A 16,997-nucleotide genomic window follows, 5' to 3' on the forward strand; every position below is an offset into this window, starting at 1 on the left:
CGTGAGCGAGTTCTCGTCGTTTTCCGCGCCCAAGGGCGTGCCCGACTACGTCCCGCCGGATTCGGCGCAGTTCGTCGCGGTGCGCGACGGCCTGCTCGGCGCCGCCCGCAGGGCCGGCTACGGCGATATCGAGTTGCCCATCTTCGAAGACACCACCCTGTTCGCCCGCGGCGTCGGCGAATCCACCGACGTGGTCTCCAAAGAGATGTACACGTTCGCCGACCGTGGCGATCGCTCGGTGACGTTGCGGCCCGAGGGCACCGCGGGCGTGGTGCGCGCGGTCATCGAGCACGGCCTGGACCGCGGCGCGCTGCCGGTCAAACTCTGTTACGCGGGACCGTTTTTCCGCTACGAACGTCCGCAGGCCGGCCGCTATCGCCAGCTGCAGCAGGTGGGCGTGGAGGCGATCGGCGTCGACGATCCGGCTCTGGACGCCGAGGTGATCGCGATCGCCGACGCCGGCTTCCGCTCGCTCGGGCTGGACGGGTTCCGCCTGGAGATCACCTCGCTGGGTGACGACAGCTGCCGGCCGCAGTATCGGGAACTGTTGCAGGACTTCCTGTTTGCGCTCGACCTGGACGAGGAGACGCGACGGCGGGCACAGATCAACCCGCTGCGGGTGCTCGACGACAAGCGGCCCGAGGTGCGCGCCATGACGGCCGCCGCCCCGGTGTTGCTCGATCACCTGTCCGATGCCGCCAAGCAACACTTCGACACCGTGTTGGCGCACCTGGATGCGTTGGGGGTGCCCTATGTCATCAACCCCCGCATGGTGCGCGGGCTGGACTACTACACCAAGACCACGTTCGAGTTCGTGCATGACGGCCTGGGCGCGCAGTCGGGCATCGGCGGCGGCGGCCGCTACGACGGGCTGATGCGCCAGCTCGGCGGACAAGACCTGTCCGGCATCGGGTTTGGGCTCGGTGTGGACCGCACGTTGTTGGCGCTGCGCGCCGAGGGCAAGAGCGTGGGGGAGACCTCGCGCTGCGACGTGTTCGGCGTGCCGCTGAGCGAGCAGGCCAAGCTGCGGCTGGCGGTGCTGGCCGCGCAGCTGCGCGCCGGCGGTGTGCGCGTCGACATCGCCTACGGCGACCGCGGACTCAAGGGCGCGATGCGCGCGGCCGACCGCTCCGGGGCCCGGATCGCGCTGGTCCTCGGCGACCGCGACCTCGAGGCCGGCACCGTAGGGGTGAAGGACCTCGGGACCGGGGAGCAGGCCCCCGTCGCGCTGGATTCCGTTGTCGCCGAGGTGCTTGGGCGGGTCGGCCGCTGAGGTCGGGTCAGCCGGTCCTGGTGTATCTAACACATGTTCGAAGGGGTGCGGGCTCGGTTCGATGCGGAGTTCGAGCGTTGCTATCCGTCGACGACGCCGGTGTCCGCGGATCTGCTGAAGCGGATCGGTGCGGCCACCCGGGCGGAGATTCCGGCAGCGGCGGCGCAGTTGGTGGCGATCGCTGAGTTGTTTTCTTATCGGCTGTCACGGTGTACAAGGCGCAGGAGGGGGCGGCAGCTATCGCCGTTGCCCACCAGGTAATTTCGCGGATGTAATGACTTTCTTCTGGAATCCGACACTTTTGCGACAGGGTTTTTCGAGGACATGCCGTAACGTCTTAGATATAGAGAAGTACGAAGTACCTCGCAGGATCATCGAGCGGCGCGAGGTGATCCGGCCCTCACCTGTAGGTGAGCCCCTTCTGTACCGACTTCGGTTGGTGGGAGGAATTGGAAAAGGTTAGTCACTACTCACCTTCTCCATGCCCCTCACCCAACCCACTCGAAAACAGATATCCACTGCGGTTAGCGAGTGGGTCGCCAAGTTGGTTGCTTGGCCGGGTACCTCACCTACGGGCACAACAACTTTCGGCAAGCCCGACGACAACAAGACAAGAACACAGAGAAGAAATAATTGGGACTCAAACTTTGGAATGACGTGGTGCTGCCGTTTCTGCGGCCCGGCTATGAAATGCGCATCGAGCACGGCCGCTTCCGATATGGCCGCAACAACATCATCGAGGACACCGCCGACGATTGCGGCAATCTGTACGTAAAGCTATTTACGTCGGACGGCGAGCACGTTCCCATGCCGAAGGTCTGGCTGTACGCCTTGATCTCCAACAAAACGGAACACCGGCCGCGTGTGGATGTTAACGTCGCCGATGCCGACCCCGATGCAATCGCGAGGATTGAGCGGTTTGATGCCTGCGGCGTGCCGTATACATCGTGTTCCCGTTGCGGTGAGCCGATCCCGCACGAGGTTGTGGCGCTCGCTCCCGTCCCCGGCTATTCGTGGTTTCGCCGCGATAAGGATGCCGAGCTGAAGCACGAGCTGCTCTGCCTGGCGGCACGAATGAAAGAGCGCCCACTGGGTGAACGGCGCAAGAACCAGAAGTCCACCCCCTACGTCAACAGCGCCGGTCGCGTGGTCAACAACTGCCCCGGCCTGCAGTGCCCACGCGTTATCCACTAACGAAAGAAGAACGTGAACAAGACCATTCGCAGCCGCGACTACAAAAACGTCTACGCCAATTTCGACGTTTTGGTCGACCCTAAGCCGTCCCGCGGCGAGCCCGTCGTGGCGATCCTGGTCGAGCCGAAGAACGACGAGAAGTTCATCATTCCCATGGATTTGAAGGCAGCCCGCGATCTGGGCGTCATGCTAATCGACACCCTTGTGAAGCTGTCGCCGGATTTGATTGTTGAGCTTTTCAATGGGTGATTCGGTCGTCATCACCGACCGCTACCGCGTCCCGGTAGTCGCCCAGAAGCGCACCGATACCGAGAAGGGCATCGTTCTCCGCGGACAATTCCATCACGTGCTGATCCTGTCCGAGAGCGAATTAGATCGCCTCGTCAGTTCGCCCGCGACGAGCCACCGCGGGCACGCATTCAGCGCTATCAGGCCCCAGAATCCACCGAGAGCCATGTCTAACTGCTGCGGTGAAGTGCGATCGAACTCGCCCGCACATATGCTCATTTAGTGGGTTCGCGGGCGGCGCGATGCAACTGATCGAGTTGCGCGTTGGCGATTTAATCGCTCAAGCTGGCGGCGATCCTTGGGCCATCAACCAGAGCCTGCAGGCTGGTAGCCCGTTTCAGATTTCTCAGCTGGCGGAGGCGTTTCATGCCGCTGGCCGCTGCTCCACAGCAGCGCAAGAAGAATTCGAGCAGGCCCGCAAGCGCTTCGACATGGCATGGAACCACCAGAACGGCGATCACCCGATCAACGGCTCGGCCGAGGTGCAGCGGCTGACGAAATCCCTTGGGCTACAGACCGAACAGCTGCCCAAGATCGGCAGTGATCTGGAGAACATTGCCAGCATGCTTGCCGCCGCGCAAAAAGAGGGTGGCGCCGAGATCGCCACGTTGGACAAGCAATTGCAACTGCTCGACAAGCTCATCGTGGCAGCGAAGAAGGATTTGCAGGATCCTGCCCTCGATGCGAAGAGTCGCCACGCGCTGCAGACGCTGATCGCCGACGCGAAGGCCGACGCTGCCGACGACACCCGAGATGCACTCACCCGGATGAACTCCATTCGCGACACGTACACGCGGTCGCTGCGCCAAGCGCAGGCAAACGGGAATCTCAGCCCCCAGGACGCTCGCCTGGTGGGCGAGTTCAAGCCTGCTGGCTTCGGTGAGGGGCAAGGCCCGCCGCCCAGTGACCCCAGGATCAACGGTCCCGCCGGCCCCCCGCAATACGAGCAAGATCGCTACGACCTACAAGACCAGTTCCCCGACGGCAAAGGCCCTGTCTTCGGCGGCGATCCTCGGCTCTTCAACCCAGACGGGACACCCACACATCAACCCCGCAGCCCGGCATCAGAACTTGCCCCGGGGCCACCCGGTACCCGCCCGCTGCCGACTGGCACCGCGCTGGGACCCAATGGCAAGCGGTACGCGTTCTTCAGTCACCCCACCGACCCTGACTCGCCCCGCCCCCAAGGCCAAAGTCCTTGGGTAAGCAACGGTTCCGTTTGGGACTACACCGACCCCAATCATCCGGTGAAGGTCGGTGACCTACCGCAGATCTATCAGGGCAGCGGCGCGTTCGACCCCGCCACGGGCCGAATGGTGATCATCGGCAACGGCAGTGGCCAGGAAGCTGATTCAACTCGGGGCATGTGGGTTTCTGATCCCGTTGACCCAGCTAACCCCAACGGCTGGCTGAGCAGCTTGCACCGTGTCGGTGATGTCAACCTTCCCGGCAATCGCGAGAGCCAACTGGTCGCACTGCAAGGCGGCGGATTCATGCTGACGGGAGCCACTGATCGTGGACCCGTGACCGCGATAAGCGCCGCCACGCCCGAGGGCCTCATGGGCGCATCCCCAGTGACCTTGGTGGACAAACTGCCGACGGTGTATGGGCCGACGGTTACCGGCCTGTCCTATGACCCGGCCACTGGACTCGAGACAGTCAACTTGCGGGTGAGCACCTGGCAAGACGGGTCTTACTACGACCCCAAGACCTGGACCACCAGCTTCACCGTCCAGCACTGACCTGCGGCGAAACAGCTGATCGAGGGCATTTGCTGAATGCTGTGCCAATTGAGACGTAAGATGGCTTTCGTGAGCACCAATGCGCGGATGGTTCTTGCAGCGGCGATGAGCGCCGTTGCTGTGCTGGTTTCGCCTATCGCCACCGCTGACGGAGAGTCCCCGTCCTATCTTCTTGGCAAGCAAGCCATAGACCAGCAGGTCAACCAGTTCCACATTCAGTTGAAAGACGACGGCACCTTAGAGACGTACTGCAGGAACCTGCTGCAGGATTCTCTACGTACCGGGAAGATCCCCAGAGTGGACTCCCCAACGGACTACGTGAACGGCTGCCAGGACCAAGCCCGCGCGGCCATCGCGTCGCACTGATCTCCTGGTATCGCCTCTTTCTGAGCGAAACGAAGGCTTGCAGGCCAGGCAATTGTTTTGGCTCATCCAGTTCCCAACACGATGGCAATACCTTGGAAAACCGATCCGAAGAAAACGAATCCAAGCCCCCACCAATTAAAAGTGATCGACGCATTGCGTTCCTTATGCCAGGCCATTGCAATCTCTTGATCTAGCGCAGCCATATCCCCTCGGTACTTTTTCCTAGCCCTATCCATGGCTTCTTTTTGCTCCTCAGGTGGGAAGTTGTCCCAGCCCATCTCTCGATGGAATCGAACGGCCTCGATGACATCCCTCCGCGCCCCTTGAACACCCGGGTCTGACAACCACTCGGGTGCTTTCAAAGCGGCTAGGCCCATGGAGATCGTCCCTATCAGGACACACACGATTCCGAGTACTGCGAGTACTTGAGGAGTGGACATCGCTACATTGTGATCGACAATCGCCGCTCATGCCATATCCAGTTGAGGGTAAGGGGCGGGTCGGAATCCCCAGCCGCACAACACTTCCGCGACCCTTCGGGCTATGTAGCTGTAATGGCATGTATTGCGGCACAGGGGATTTCGGGAGAACCCCAAACCCGCAGGTCAGAGGCCATTTCTGGCCGGATCATAACCTCGGGGGCGGTGGTGTTCACACCTATGACTATAGCGCGGGATGCACTGTCGCGCAGGCGCTTTCAGAAGATTTCGGTCCGCCCGATGTACGCGCCAAATGCGTTGATGCTAAAGGAGATTCATTGACCAGGTACCAACCTGCTTCCCGCCCGAAGTGCGATGCCACCCTTACGCGCAATCCCAACGGCGGCAGGCCAACTCGCAACAACCCAAGCGCGACCATCAACCGTGCCCGATATGTGGCAGGTCCATCGCCATTAACGGGCTAGGCCGCTACAGCGCCCATGGTCCCGACTCCTGGCGTGCCAGCGAGCTCGATGGGGGCGGCGGCTGTGTCGGCTCCTACCGCATGGCGCAATCAGCCTAGGTGAGAGCCGGGGGCGAAACTAGCGCCCCCGGCTCTCCCGGCCCATACAACCACAACAGCCACCGGCCGAAATGCCGCAGGGGCCATCTGAGCCCCGAAAATACAGACTTACGAAGTTGCTAACGCGTCAGCGACTTCATCGGCTTGCCCCGCCGCTCATCGAGGCCGCCTTACACCCGCCGAGATTGACCCGCATACGGACGAAGCCCACCACCCGACGCACCCGCCGCTCACTTCGGTGACCCGCATAAAGTGCGTCCGCTGGTAGTCCCGGTCCCTTTGGGCCACAACGACTATCAATCGAAAGACAACAGAAAACAAATGAATAAAGCACAACTCGACGCCCGCAAGAAGGCGAACGAAGAACTGGGCATTTGGATCAGCAATCGGGTTGCCGATCTGAAGACCAAGGGCTTCACCGAGAAGCAGGCCTACGCCCGCTACGAGAGCAATGCCCAGCAATTCCTGGAAGAAAAGGAAACGCTAGAACGCGCCGAAGCGGCCATCGAGGCCGGCGATTCGCTGATGCAGACCCTTGGCGGCAATGTCGGTGATCTTCGCGGCGTCACCTCCGACTGCGAGATTCAGACCAAGACGGTCACCGGCGCCCAGCTCAACCCCTGCACGGTTCTCCGACGCCTCGGCCAAGACCCTCTACGACGCGATCACCAAGCGCCAGAACGCCTCGGTGAAGGCGTTCAGCACCGTGGAGTCGCTGATCCCGGCCCACCGGCACGCCTCCTCTGCGGCGGGCCACCAACGGCGAGCCGTGCGGTGACCGGGCGGCGATGATGCCCAAGCGTCGCGGCACCCGGGCGCAGAACCGCGCCGCTCGTATCGCCACCGAAAGGCACCACAATCGACTCGCGCGCCAGATCGAAAGGCCGTCTTACGCCTGGGCTTCCGAACTGAACCACGCCGTTGGCGACGGAGTGCCGCCGCCGTTCTAAGCGCTACTTTTTGCTGGGAATGATGATGACGACGATCAACGTCAGGATCGAAAAGAACAGCCCGAGAATTCCCCAACCCAGGGGATTTCGGCCCTTCATCATGGCGATGATTCCGCAGACTATTGCGGCGATAATGCTGCCGATGGCGACGAAAATTCCTTTGATGCCACGGAGGATGAAGCCGGCCGCGACGGGGTCCGAACTCGCCAAGATCACCGAGTGCAACATGACAGGTCCTTTCGTGAGGGGCCCCGAGGTGATACCCGAACAATTGTCGCGCGAAACCGCGGTCCCAATTACCCGCTCACCCGAAAATCGATGAGCAGCACGGCGTGTGGCGCTGGTGCTCGTGGGGTTTATCCGCCCGGATAACCGCGGCGCACCGTCCGGTCGAGAATTCCCAGAGTGGCGCGCAATGCGCCCTCGGACAAAATCGGAAAAATCCCGGCTTCCCGCCACTTCGGGTCGATGTTCGACCAGTCGTAGAACGAGGTGACGACGGTGGCCGCGGCGTCTTCGGCGGGCGTGAGCGTGTAGCCGTAGACGTGGCCGATCGGCGGCTGGATCTGGCCGAGAACGGTCCAGGAAATCAGCCGATCCTGCTCGAATTCCTTGATGTGGACGGTGACGTCGTATTTGCCCAACTCGGGGAAATCGTTCAATGACTCGCGATCCATGTGAACGATGAACTGGTCGCCGGCGGCGCGCACCCGCTCGCCCTCGGCGTCTTGGAGCATCCCGGACGAGTCGATCGCCACGTGGCCCTGCGGGTCGCAGAGCACGGCGAAGATGGCCGGTGCGGGCGCGGCGATGGTGCGGGAAGTCTCGATGCGTTCAGTCATTTTTTCCTCGCGGCCGGCGTAGGGACGGTACGAACCGCAGCTTAACCCCGGCCCGACGCCCCCGTGAGGTCGCGGCGGCGTCGACGCGCTGTCGTACGCCGGTTTCGAAGCGGACCTATGTTCCAAGACGTGATCGCTATTGTCGCACAAACTGTTTGGTGAAAAAGTCTTCCCTGGCTCGCCACGACCGTACGCTTTTTGGATGCGAAACGAGCCGAGCCGCACCGCGATGCTGATCGCGACAGGCAGGGCGGCGCACCTGCTGCTGAACGGGTCACGCGCACTGCTTCAAGATTGGATGGCGTGGCCGCTCCTTGGCCCCTACGCAGAGACGAATCTCGAGTTGGCACACGAACTGTTCGGCGAGCGCTGGGCGGACGCTGCTACGTGGATTGCCGCGCGAACGCGGATCTCGGAGGACTGGCTGACCACGAGCAAGGCCGAGCAGTACGTGATTCTCGGGGCCGGCCTCGACACCTTCGCCTGGCGGCAGGCGGGAGCGATCGAGGTTCATGAGTTCGACCACCCGTCCACGCAAGGTTGGAAGCGTGAGCGTCTGGAAAAACTCGGCGGTTCCGAGCCCGCGACGCTCACCATGACGGGGGTCGACTTCGAGGAGCAACGAGTTGCAGAAGCCCTGCGGACATCCTCCGTTGACCTCACGCGGCCGATCTTCGTCAATTGGGTGGGGGTCCTCCCATACCTGACGCCCGCCGCCATCACCGAGACGCTCGCTGGCCTCCCGCCATGCGCGGCCGCGATCACCTATAACCTTCCGGAATCCGCCAGGGACGCTGACCTCCGCGCCGCCGCTGAGCGGGTGGTGCGCACCGTCGCGGCGCTCGGTGAGCCGTTCATTACGCTGACAACACCGCAGGAGACCGCGGACCTGTTGTCGACCGGCGGATTCCGAGTCGTCGAGGATCTCGGCCCTCAAGATGTGACAGCGCGGTTCGGCCTCTCCTGCCGCGCCGCTGAGCGCATCGTGCTCGCCTACAAATCCGGCTGACGGCTGTGCGCCGCGGCGGCGCGCGAGGGGAACGGAGCCACCGTCTTCGGCGCCACTTGACTCGCGATCGAACTAATGTTCGAATAGGCGCATGCGGTGGGCAAACCAGGCCGTCGCGGTCAATGGGACACCGGTCGAGGACGGGGCGCTGCCGGGGCTGCAGCGCATCGGCTTCCTGCGCACCGTGCGCTCGCCGCAGTTCGATGGGATCACCTTTCACGAGGTGGTGTGCAAGTCCGCGCTGAACAAGGTGCCGAACGCGGCCGCGCTGCCGTTCCGCTACACCGTCAACGGCTACCGCGGCTGCTCGCACGCCTGCCGGTACTGCTTCGCCCGCCCCACCCACGAATACCTGGAGCTGGACTGCGGCAACGACTTTGACACTCAGGTCGTCGTCAAAACCAACGTCGTCGAGGTGCTGCGTCGCGAGCTGCGGCGGCCGTCCTGGCAGCGCGAGACCGTCGCCCTGGGCACCAACACCGATCCGTACCAGCGCGCCGAGGGGCGCTACGCGCTGATGCCCGGCATCATCGGCGCCCTGGCTGAATCGGGCACGCCGCTGTCGATCCTGACCAAAGGCACGCTGCTGCGCCGCGACCTGCCGTTGATCACCCAAGCCGCGGCGCAGGTTCCGGTTTCGGTCGCGGTGTCGCTGGCCGTCGGCGATCCCGAGCTGCACAAGGACGTCGAGCCCGGCACGCCCACACCGCAGGCGCGGTTGGGCCTGATCAGCGCGATCCGTGCCGCCGGGCTGGACTGTCACGTGATGGTCGCGCCGGTGCTGCCGCACCTCACCGATTCCGTCGAGCATCTCGACGGGCTGCTCGGTCAGATCGCGGCGGCCGGCGCCAGCAGCGTCACGGTGTTCGGCCTGCACCTGCGCAGCTCGACCCGGGGCTGGTTCATGGCGTGGTTGGCACGCTCGCATCCCGAGCTGGTCGGCCGCTATCGCGAGCTGTACCGGCGCGGCGCCTACCTGCCGCAGGGCTATCGAAACATGTTGCGGGAGCGGGCTGCCCCGCTGATCGCCAAGCATCGACTGGCCGGCGACCACCGACCGTTCTCGCGAGTGGTCTCGGTCGCGCCGCCACCGGAACCCGTTCAGGCGACGCTGTTTTGAGCTAGTCGGGGTCGGCGACCCGTCGTGCACGCCTCCGGGCGAACGCGATGAAGTGCCGGGTGCGCCGGGTGTCTTCGTTGATGTCGTGCAGGCGGGCGACAAGCAGATCCTGCAACAGCAGGTGGCCTTGTTCGGTGCCCTCCGGCGACAGGACGCGCAGCGCGCGGCCGCCGGACTCGGCGAGGATGTTCGCGGCATGCCGCAGGGTGTCGCGGGTGCTGACGTCGCCGCCCGTGGGGATGTCCGCCGGCTCCCGATGCATGACGTCGGCCACGAAGAACGCTTCGAGCGGGTCGGTGGTGTAGTCGCGGGTCAGGTGCAACCCGCGCCGGGCGATCTTCTCGGTCAGCACGGATCGGTCGAGCATCATCACGGACGCGGCGTAGGCGGTGGTCGAGGCCACGATCAAGGGGAGCAGCGCGGGCCAGGCGTGGGTGAGCTCGAGGGTGAACACGATGCCGGTCAGCGGCGACCGCATGACGCCGCCCACCACGGCCGCCAGCCCGAGGATCGCCCAGAAACCCGGGAACACCTGCGGCAGGCCTTGTCCCACAAGGGCTCCGAGCGCACCGCCGATCATGAACACCGGCGCGAGTACGCCGCCCGATGTGCCCGATCCCAATGACAGTGACCAGATGGCGGTCTTCACGATGAGAATGCCGACAATCAGGGACAGGGTGGCGCGGCCGGTGAGCAGCGCGTCGATCACGTCGTAGCCGACGCCGAGCGCCCGTGGCTCGATCAGCCCGCCCGCCCCGATCACCAGGCCGCCGATCGCGGGCCACCACATCCAGTGGATCGGCAGGCGCGAGAAGGCATCTTCGGCCAGATACACCAGACGCGTGGCGGCGATGGCGACCACCGCGCCGCACGCCCCGATGACGAGCGCGAGCAGGTCGATCTTCCAGTCGACGCGGCTCAGGTGCGCAACGTCGACCGGGAAGACCGGGTCGCCGCCGAGAATGAATTGGCGCACGACGGTCGCGACGACGACCGCCGCGGTCACCGGGATCAGGCTGCGGGGCCGCCATTCGAACAGCAGCAGCTCGACCGCCAGCAGGATGGACGCCAGCGGCGAATTGAAGGTGGCCGCCATCCCGCCGGCGGCTCCGGAAACCAGCAGGATCTTGCGCTCGTCGGCGGTCAGATGCAGGTGTTGGGCGAGGATCGACCCGAGCGCCCCGCCGGTCATGATGATCGGCCCCTCGGCGCCGAACGGGCCGCCGGTGCCGATGCTGATCGCGGCCGAAATCGGTTTGAGGATAGCGACTTTCGGTTCGACGCGGCTGCCCTGAGTGAGAATCGCCTCGATCGCTTCGGGCATGCCGTGACCGCGAATCTTCTCCGAGCCCAGCCGCGCCATGACACCGACCACCAGGCCGCCGGCGACCGGGGCGCCCAGCAACAACCACCAGGGATGAGGGTGGGATCCCGGTGCCACCAGGCCGACGGCCCAGCGCTGGTAGAAGACGAGGTTGGTGACCAGCCCGATCAACCGGAGCAGGCACCACGCCGCGCCCGCGGCGAGCGCACCGATCGGCACCGCGAGTGCCGTGATCAGCAGCATGCGCCGATCGACCACGAAGTCCGCCAGGCGGCCCCCGGTGACCGGACCACCCGGCGATTCAACCATTTCTGAAGTATTTCACAGGGATAAAATCCGCTGTGGCCACGTTGCTGCGCCGGGTTAGCCGGGCTTGTCACCGCGGGGCTTGGTGAGCGTGAATTCGTCGATCGCGGCAACCTCGCCGAAAGCGCCCCGCAGCGCGTAGTGCGTCGCCTTGATCGAGGTGTTACCGCCGGGTTGGCCCGGGTCGACGTCGAAAGCTACGAAACCGTAAGGGTTCTCACGGTCGCGAAACGCCGACCACGGCGCGTCCTCCAGGACGTAGATCGGGGCCTTGCGGCCCAGCCCGGGATCGAAGGCGCCCACGCCGGTCACCACGCGGCACCGGAGATCGGGGAAGAACATCGCGTTGCTCGGCGCCGAGGTGCCACCGCCACCGATCACCAGGTGCACCGTTCCGCGAGTGGCGTCGATGACATCGCTTCGGGTGTCGACGGGTATGGGCGTGCGGGTGTCGGTGCCCAGCGTGCCGCGCAACGGGTGTGAGCGCTCGTAGTGGTGCTCGTGGCCGCACACCACCAGGTCGACCTGGTACTGGTCGAACAACGGCAGCCATTCCTCGCGGATGCCCAGGTCTGCGCCGTTGGTTTTGTCGGCGGTGGAGATCGCCGTCTGGTGCATGCACACCACGATCCAGTCGATCTCCGGGTCGCGTCGGGCCGAAGCGAGTTCACTTGCCAGCCATCGCTTTTGCTCGCCGCCGGAGTAACCGTGCACGTAGAAGTTGCCGCCGTCCTGGAAGGCGACGTCGTCGTTGCTCAGGCTGATCACCCGCACGGAGCCGGCGGTGAACGAGTACCACATGCCGCGGGTCTCGGGGCTCGACCCGGAATCGGGCACCGCGAAGTAGGCCTGATACGCGCCGTAACCGATTGGCCCGTTGCCCAATTCGTTCTCGTGATTGCCGGCCGCCGGCATCCAGGGCCGGTATCGCGCCGAGCGGGTGTTGTTCTCGAACCAGTTCGACCAGGTGCGCACCCGGTCCCGCGCCAGGTTGGCGTAGCACAGGTCGCCGTTGATCAGGTTGAACAGCGGGCCCATCCGTTCGATCGCCATGGTGGTGTCGGCCGCGGCAGGTGAGCCGATGTTGTCGGTGGCGTACCTGCCGTCGGGCAGCTTGGCCAGTGCCGGCGTGGACTGGTCACCGAAGCTGGTGAACAGCAGTCGTTTTCGGCCCGTCGGTGCGGTGCGCACGGTGCCCTGCTCCGGTTCCGCGCCGTCGTGCACCGCGGCGTACACGTAGTCGGTGTCCGGGCTGAGGTCGGTCAGCCGGGCATGGTTGACGCGAACTTCGGTGCCCGACTTCGCGTCCCGGTAGGTGCGGGTTTCCGCGGCGACGGTGCGGCCGAAGCCGGAAGTCGGCGTCCCGAGCAGGACGCGTGGATTGCGCACCGCGTCGGTGGTGTGCCAGGACACCACCACTTCGGTGCCGGCGTTCTTCCCGAACTGCAGGTGCAGCCCGCCGACCGGCGGTGCGCCGCGCCGGTCGGGCTGCAGCCAGGCCATCGGGCCCCGCGGGCGTGACCACAACAGCACGGCGCCGCCCCCGATGCCCACCCCGAGGGCGGCCGACACCGCCCCGGTCGTCAGCAACCGGCGGCGGGTCACCGGCTCGTCGGCGCTATCGGCCCGTTTCGGGGCCGGACGCGTCTCATCGCTCATGCTTGCTTCATACCGGAGCCGGGCAACCGCGGGCACAGCTGCTGGTAAACAGCGAACCGCCGCTAACGAATCCGGTAGCGTTTTCGATATGACGAACGTGCAAAGGACAGCGAGCGCGATCTCGGCGGTGACGCTGGCAATGGCTGCGGCGACGGCGCTGACGCCGGCGGCGGCGCATGCGGATGGCCACCAGGTGACCTACACCGTCACGAGCCCCAACAACCTGACCGCAAACGTCTCCTACGTGAACGCCGACCCGCCCAGCCAGGCCGCTTTCAACGCGGACCCGTCGAAGTTCTCGACCAGCGTGCAGGCCCCGCTCAGCGGCGGAGCGCCGGTCACCTACACCGCCACGCTGGCGAACCCGAACCAGTTCGCGAGCATCACCGCCAGCGGCATGCTGCACTGGCCGGATTCGGGCAACGGTCCGGCCCAGTTCCACTGCGAGATCGCCGTGGACGGCCAGGTGGTCGTCCAGCAGGACGCCACCACCACCGTCACCTGCCGACTCGGCTAGTCAGCCGGCGAAGACGTACACCCACGCCGTCGCGCCCGATCGCAGCGGCACCTCGATGCGGCGGTAGTCGTCCACCTCGTATTCGTCGGCGGCCGCCAGATCGGTTTCGCTGAGGGCGAACACCGTCCCGTCCACGTGCGCGTCGGGCCGGTCGGTCGGGCGCAGGATCGGGTGGCGGTCGCTGCCGCTGGTGGCGACGACGTGCGGGTCGGTGATGGTGACGAAATCCAGCTGGTAGCCGACGATCGCGTCGCGGTGGCCGGTGAGTTCGCGGCCGAACGTCGCGCGTTGGACCTCGGGCTGCTGCAGCGTGCCGTAGGAGAACAACAGCTGGGTCATCGGTGCACCCGCAGCGCCAGGTAGTACTCGTGCTGCCGGGTGCTGTCGACGGTGTAGCTCACCGCCGTGGCCAGGCCGTCGTGGTCGGACTCGAGCCAGCGCTCGGTGTGCTGGTGGACAAACTCGGTCCAGGACGGCACGGTGAACCTCTCGAGGACCGCGTCGGGATCTTCGATGCTGTGATAGAGCCGCCAGCTGTGCCCACCGGTGCGCAGCCGCGATCGCCGCACCGCGCTCATCGCGTTGACGAACTCCTGAAGTTTGTCGGCCGCCACCCGGTAGCGGATGGCCACCAGGACCGGTCCGTCGTTGGGGCAGGGTTCGAATACGACCACGGGCGACGGCCATGCCCTGGAGATGTCGCGGCTGAGCTTCCCGGTGGACGGCCGCAGGGGGAGAACGGCGACGCTGAGGGCGGCGGCGCCCAGGAACGCGGCCGACACGATGAGCGCGAGATCAAGCCCCGCCCGGGTGGCGACGGCGCCCCACAGGTACGAGCCGAATGCCTGGGACCCCGTGAAAACCACGAGATACACCGACAATCCGCGGGCCCGCACCCACTGCGGCAGGTGGAGTTGCGCGGCGGCGTTCAGCGTCGTCAACGTGATCAGCCAGGTCGTCCCGGACAGCACCAGAAGCGGCGCCGCCGCGGCGAACGGCAGCCACACCACGGCGAGCGGTGCGAGGGCGTACGCGGCGGCCGAAATGGCCAGCAGGGCGTTGGGCGGCACCTTCTGGCGAAGCGGCGCGGGAACCGCAACGGCGAGCACCGCGCCAAAACCTATGGCGCCCAAGGCCACCCCGTAGCCACCGGACCCAAGGTGCCACCGGTCGGCGGCTGCCACCGGTAACAGCGCCGGCAGCGCCGAAGCGGGAAACACGAAAAGGGCTGTGCGCAAGAGAATCCGGCGGAAAATCGGGCCGTTGGCGACGTACCGGAAGCCGGTGACGATGGCCTGGCTGAAGTGTTCTCGCTCGACGGGTGGCTCTTGTCTGGGTCGGCGCCACGCCGCCAGGGCGACGATGATGCCGGCGAACGATATCGCGTTGATGGCGAAGACGGCTCCGGGACCGGTCGCGGCCAGCACCACGCCGCCGATCGCGGGCCCGACCACGCGGGCGATGTTCACCGAGACGCTGGCCAGCGTCGCCGCGGCCGGAATCTCCTCGCGCGTGACGACCTCGGGCTGTATCGCCTGCCAGGCCGGCGCGGTCAGGGCGGAGGCGAAGCCGACCGCCAAGGTGAACAGCAACAGCGACGTCGGGGTGAGGGTGCCGAGGAACGTCAGCACGGCCAGGGCCAGCGTCACCACCACCGCGTACGACTGCAGGAAGATCAGCAGTCGCCGCCGGTCGAAGAGGTCGGCCAGCGCCCCGGCGAAGAATCCCAGCAGCAGCGTCGGCCCCAGGCTCGCGGTCTGAACCAGGGCCACGATGACGGCACTGCTGTGGTCTTCGATCAGGAACCATTGCGCGGCGACGCTTTGCATCCAGGTCCCGACGTTGGAGACGAACTGCGCGATGAACAACGCGCGAAACACGCGATTGCGCATCGGTGCCCAGGCGGACGCTTGCCGGTCCTCGGCATCCGTTGACGGCATACGGCAACGCCTTTCGCGTTCTGCGGGAGGAAGCTGCGGGGATAGCAGTCTAGGACACAAAAATGTCGCGGGTGCTGCGGGCGCCGGGCTCGTCGTGCGCGACGACGACCACTTGGGCGCGTTCGGCGCCGACCGCGCGGATCTTGTGGCTGACCGAGGCGTCGAAATAGGCGCTGTCGCCCGGCCCGAGGGTGAACGTCTGGTCCCCGTAGTCGAGCTCGACGGTTCCGGCGTGCACGAACATGAATTCCTGGCCGGCATGTTCGGGATGGGGATCGTCGGCAAGCTGCTCCGTCGGGCGAACCACGAACGGCGACATCGACTTTCCCAGCAGTGACGAGGCGAGCACCCGGTAGCGCTCACCCTCGGCATCGCGGGGGGCGCGCTCGACGGTGATCTTCTCCTGCGCCGCCTCCTCGGAGAACAGCCGGCCCACGTCGACGTCGAGGGCCTTGGCGACCTTGAGGGCCACCGCGATCGACGGTGTGCTGCAACGGCGTTCGATCTTGGACAGGTAGCTCTTGGTCAGTCCGGTCTGGCGGGCCAGCTCCTCCAGGGTGAGGCCGCGTTGCTTGCGGACCGCGCGCAGCAGTGCGGTCATGGGGCGCCCCTCTCATGACACAATGTTTCCTACAGTGCTACTATTGTGTCACACGTTCGCGCCGAGGGAGCCGATCATGGCCAGCACGTTCACCGAGTCGAAGTCCGAACTGATGCGCCGGGCTGCCGAGCAGCTGACGGCCGACGTCGCCGATTCGCAGCTGACCACCCGCCAGAAGCTGGCCTTGACGTGCCGGGCGTTGTTCGACGCCGGGCATGACTCCGGGCTGGCCGGCCAGATCACCGCCCGCGCCGAGGCCGACGGCACCTACTACACCCAGCGGCTGGGCCTGGGGTTCGACGAAATCACCGACGAAAACCTGCTGCTGGTCGACGAGGACCTCAACGTCCTCGACGGGGATGGAATCGCCAATCCCGCCAACCGTTTTCACAGCTGGATCTATCGCGCCCGGCCCGACGTCCAATGCATCGTGCACACGCACGCGTTTCACGTGGCGGCGCTGTCGATGCTGGAAGTCCCGCTGATCGTCTCGCACATGGACACCACGCCGCTCTACGGTGACTGCGCGTTCTTGCCGAAATGGCCGGGCGTGCCGGTCGGCAACGAAGAGGGGGAGATCATCAGCGCCGCCCTCGGCGACAAGAAGGCGGTGCTGCTGGCGCATCACGGCCACGTCATCGCCGGTGCCAGCGTCGAGGAGGCGTGCTCGCTGGGAATCCTCATCGAGCGCGCCGCCAAACTGCAGCTGACCGCCATGGCCGCCGGCACCGTCAAGGAACTGCCCGAGGAACTGGCCCGCGAGGCCCACGACTGGACGCTGTCACCGCAGCGCAGCCGCGCCAACTTCGCCTACTACGCCCGCCGGGCACTGGCCCGGCACCCCGACGTGTTGACCAGCTGAAC

Annotated in this window: 18 protein-coding genes; 10 read left to right on the top strand and 8 right to left on the bottom strand. The window is 65.5% G+C overall.

Features of this window, described 5'->3' with window-relative positions; genetic code table 11:
• The first annotated feature begins 1 nt into the window (after window position 1).
• The 5 genes from hisS to ACYQ8K_RS00950 all read left to right on the top strand — a co-directional run bounded on the left by hisS (window position 2) and on the right by ACYQ8K_RS00950 (window position 4,863).
• Window positions 2–1,273, top strand: a complete 1,272-nt coding sequence (gene hisS / locus ACYQ8K_RS00930; RefSeq protein ID WP_459966469.1) for a histidine--tRNA ligase — start codon at window positions 2–4, stop codon at window positions 1,271–1,273.
• Between the two features lie 657 nt (window positions 1,274–1,930).
• A complete protein-coding gene (locus tag ACYQ8K_RS00935) occupies window positions 1,931–2,467 on the top strand; it encodes a hypothetical protein (protein ID WP_459966470.1) in 537 nt (178 codons plus the stop codon).
• Between the two features lie 12 nt (window positions 2,468–2,479).
• Window positions 2,480–2,716 (top strand): hypothetical protein, encoded by a 237-nt coding sequence (locus ACYQ8K_RS00940; protein WP_459966471.1) that lies wholly within the window; start codon window positions 2,480–2,482, stop codon window positions 2,714–2,716.
• A gap of 281 nt (window positions 2,717–2,997) precedes the next feature.
• On the top strand, window positions 2,998–4,497 hold the full coding sequence (locus ACYQ8K_RS00945; RefSeq protein ID WP_459966472.1) for a putative alpha/beta hydrolase: 1,500 nt from the start codon (window positions 2,998–3,000) through the stop codon (window positions 4,495–4,497).
• A 69-nt stretch (window positions 4,498–4,566) separates the two neighbouring features.
• A complete protein-coding gene (locus tag ACYQ8K_RS00950) occupies window positions 4,567–4,863 on the top strand; it encodes a hypothetical protein (protein WP_459966473.1) in 297 nt (98 codons plus the stop codon).
• 62 nt (window positions 4,864–4,925) lie between these two features.
• On the opposite strand, the gene ACYQ8K_RS00955 is transcribed toward ACYQ8K_RS00950, so the two are convergent.
• On the bottom strand, window positions 4,926–5,303 hold the full coding sequence (locus ACYQ8K_RS00955) for a hypothetical protein (RefSeq protein WP_459966475.1): 378 nt from the start codon (window positions 5,301–5,303) through the stop codon (window positions 4,926–4,928).
• A gap of 841 nt (window positions 5,304–6,144) precedes the next feature.
• On the opposite strand from ACYQ8K_RS00955, the gene ACYQ8K_RS00960 reads away from it, so the two are divergent.
• Complete coding sequence (locus ACYQ8K_RS00960) at window positions 6,145–6,657, top strand: hypothetical protein (RefSeq protein ID WP_459966476.1); 513 nt, start codon at window positions 6,145–6,147, stop codon at window positions 6,655–6,657.
• A gap of 161 nt (window positions 6,658–6,818) precedes the next feature.
• Here ACYQ8K_RS00960 and ACYQ8K_RS00965 read toward each other — a convergent pair whose 3' ends face one another.
• The gene (locus ACYQ8K_RS00965) at window positions 6,819–7,043 is read right to left on the bottom strand and encodes a deoxyribodipyrimidine photolyase (protein ID WP_065026686.1); all 225 of its coding nucleotides are present in this window, start codon (window positions 7,041–7,043) and stop codon (window positions 6,819–6,821) included.
• 128 nt (window positions 7,044–7,171) lie between these two features.
• Window positions 7,172–7,657, bottom strand: a complete 486-nt coding sequence (locus tag ACYQ8K_RS00970) for an SRPBCC family protein (protein WP_459966477.1) — start codon at window positions 7,655–7,657, stop codon at window positions 7,172–7,174.
• Between the two features lie 202 nt (window positions 7,658–7,859).
• Here ACYQ8K_RS00970 and ACYQ8K_RS00975 point away from each other — a divergent pair, with 202 nt between their 5' ends.
• Together ACYQ8K_RS00975 and ACYQ8K_RS00980 are read left to right on the top strand one after the other, a co-directional pair.
• Window positions 7,860–8,666 (top strand): class I SAM-dependent methyltransferase, encoded by an 807-nt coding sequence (locus ACYQ8K_RS00975; protein WP_459966479.1) that lies wholly within the window; start codon window positions 7,860–7,862, stop codon window positions 8,664–8,666.
• 91 nt (window positions 8,667–8,757) lie between these two features.
• The gene (locus tag ACYQ8K_RS00980) at window positions 8,758–9,786 is read left to right on the top strand and encodes an Rv2578c family radical SAM protein (RefSeq protein ID WP_459966480.1); all 1,029 of its coding nucleotides are present in this window, start codon (window positions 8,758–8,760) and stop codon (window positions 9,784–9,786) included.
• Between the two features lies 1 nt (window position 9,787).
• On the opposite strand, the gene ACYQ8K_RS00985 is transcribed toward ACYQ8K_RS00980, so the two are convergent.
• A complete protein-coding gene (locus tag ACYQ8K_RS00985; protein ID WP_459966481.1) occupies window positions 9,788–11,419 on the bottom strand; it encodes a chloride channel protein in 1,632 nt (543 codons plus the stop codon).
• A 54-nt stretch (window positions 11,420–11,473) separates the two neighbouring features.
• On the bottom strand, window positions 11,474–13,075 hold the full coding sequence (locus ACYQ8K_RS00990; protein WP_459966483.1) for a purple acid phosphatase family protein: 1,602 nt from the start codon (window positions 13,073–13,075) through the stop codon (window positions 11,474–11,476).
• Between the two features lie 88 nt (window positions 13,076–13,163).
• On the opposite strand from ACYQ8K_RS00990, the gene ACYQ8K_RS00995 reads away from it, so the two are divergent.
• Complete coding sequence (locus ACYQ8K_RS00995) at window positions 13,164–13,592, top strand: hypothetical protein (RefSeq protein WP_459966484.1); 429 nt, start codon at window positions 13,164–13,166, stop codon at window positions 13,590–13,592.
• Here the strand turns inward: ACYQ8K_RS00995 and ACYQ8K_RS01000 are convergent, their stop codons facing one another.
• The 3 genes from ACYQ8K_RS01000 to ACYQ8K_RS01010 are packed head-to-tail and all read right to left on the bottom strand — an operon-like array spanning window position 13,593 to window position 16,133.
• Window positions 13,593–13,931 carry a gamma-glutamylcyclotransferase family protein gene (locus ACYQ8K_RS01000; RefSeq protein ID WP_459966486.1) on the bottom strand — a complete coding sequence of 113 codons (339 nt, stop codon included), beginning with the start codon at window positions 13,929–13,931 and terminating at the stop codon, window positions 13,593–13,595. It lies immediately after the preceding gene.
• The gene (locus ACYQ8K_RS01005; RefSeq protein ID WP_459966487.1) at window positions 13,928–15,532 is read right to left on the bottom strand and encodes an MFS transporter; all 1,605 of its coding nucleotides are present in this window, start codon (window positions 15,530–15,532) and stop codon (window positions 13,928–13,930) included. Before ACYQ8K_RS01005 ends, ACYQ8K_RS01000 begins: the two co-directional genes overlap by 4 nt.
• Before the next feature lie 49 nt (window positions 15,533–15,581).
• Window positions 15,582–16,133 carry a helix-turn-helix domain-containing protein gene (locus tag ACYQ8K_RS01010; protein ID WP_459966489.1) on the bottom strand — a complete coding sequence of 184 codons (552 nt, stop codon included), beginning with the start codon at window positions 16,131–16,133 and terminating at the stop codon, window positions 15,582–15,584.
• A 76-nt stretch (window positions 16,134–16,209) separates the two neighbouring features.
• Between ACYQ8K_RS01010 and ACYQ8K_RS01015 the strand changes: the two genes are divergently transcribed.
• On the top strand, window positions 16,210–16,995 hold the full coding sequence (locus ACYQ8K_RS01015; RefSeq protein ID WP_459966490.1) for an aldolase: 786 nt from the start codon (window positions 16,210–16,212) through the stop codon (window positions 16,993–16,995).
• The last annotated feature ends 2 nt before the right edge of the window (window positions 16,996–16,997 follow it).

The organism is Mycobacterium sp. MUNTM1 (assembly GCF_054660795.1).

What these genes read in the sequence shown, in the direction of transcription:
- ACYQ8K_RS00945 (WP_459966472.1), top strand. Translation starts at nt 2,998, where the DNA reads ATGCAACTGATCGAGTTGCGCGTTGGCGATTTAATCGCTCAAGCTGGC.
- ACYQ8K_RS00955 (WP_459966475.1), bottom strand. Translation starts at nt 5,303, where the DNA reads ATGTCCACTCCTCAAGTACTCGCAGTACTCGGAATCGTGTGTGTCCTG.
- ACYQ8K_RS00965 (WP_065026686.1), bottom strand. Translation starts at nt 7,043, where the DNA reads ATGTTGCACTCGGTGATCTTGGCGAGTTCGGACCCCGTCGCGGCCGGC.
- ACYQ8K_RS00970 (WP_459966477.1), bottom strand. Translation starts at nt 7,657, where the DNA reads ATGACTGAACGCATCGAGACTTCCCGCACCATCGCCGCGCCCGCACCG.
- ACYQ8K_RS00975 (WP_459966479.1), top strand. Translation starts at nt 7,860, where the DNA reads ATGCGAAACGAGCCGAGCCGCACCGCGATGCTGATCGCGACAGGCAGG.
- ACYQ8K_RS00980 (WP_459966480.1), top strand. Translation starts at nt 8,758, where the DNA reads ATGCGGTGGGCAAACCAGGCCGTCGCGGTCAATGGGACACCGGTCGAG.
- ACYQ8K_RS00985 (WP_459966481.1), bottom strand. Translation starts at nt 11,419, where the DNA reads ATGGTTGAATCGCCGGGTGGTCCGGTCACCGGGGGCCGCCTGGCGGAC.
- ACYQ8K_RS00990 (WP_459966483.1), bottom strand. Translation starts at nt 13,075, where the DNA reads ATGAGCGATGAGACGCGTCCGGCCCCGAAACGGGCCGATAGCGCCGAC.
- ACYQ8K_RS00995 (WP_459966484.1), top strand. Translation starts at nt 13,164, where the DNA reads ATGACGAACGTGCAAAGGACAGCGAGCGCGATCTCGGCGGTGACGCTG.
- ACYQ8K_RS01000 (WP_459966486.1), bottom strand. Translation starts at nt 13,931, where the DNA reads ATGACCCAGCTGTTGTTCTCCTACGGCACGCTGCAGCAGCCCGAGGTC.
- ACYQ8K_RS01005 (WP_459966487.1), bottom strand. Translation starts at nt 15,532, where the DNA reads ATGCCGTCAACGGATGCCGAGGACCGGCAAGCGTCCGCCTGGGCACCG.
- ACYQ8K_RS01010 (WP_459966489.1), bottom strand. Translation starts at nt 16,133, where the DNA reads ATGACCGCACTGCTGCGCGCGGTCCGCAAGCAACGCGGCCTCACCCTG.
- ACYQ8K_RS01015 (WP_459966490.1), top strand. Translation starts at nt 16,210, where the DNA reads ATGGCCAGCACGTTCACCGAGTCGAAGTCCGAACTGATGCGCCGGGCT.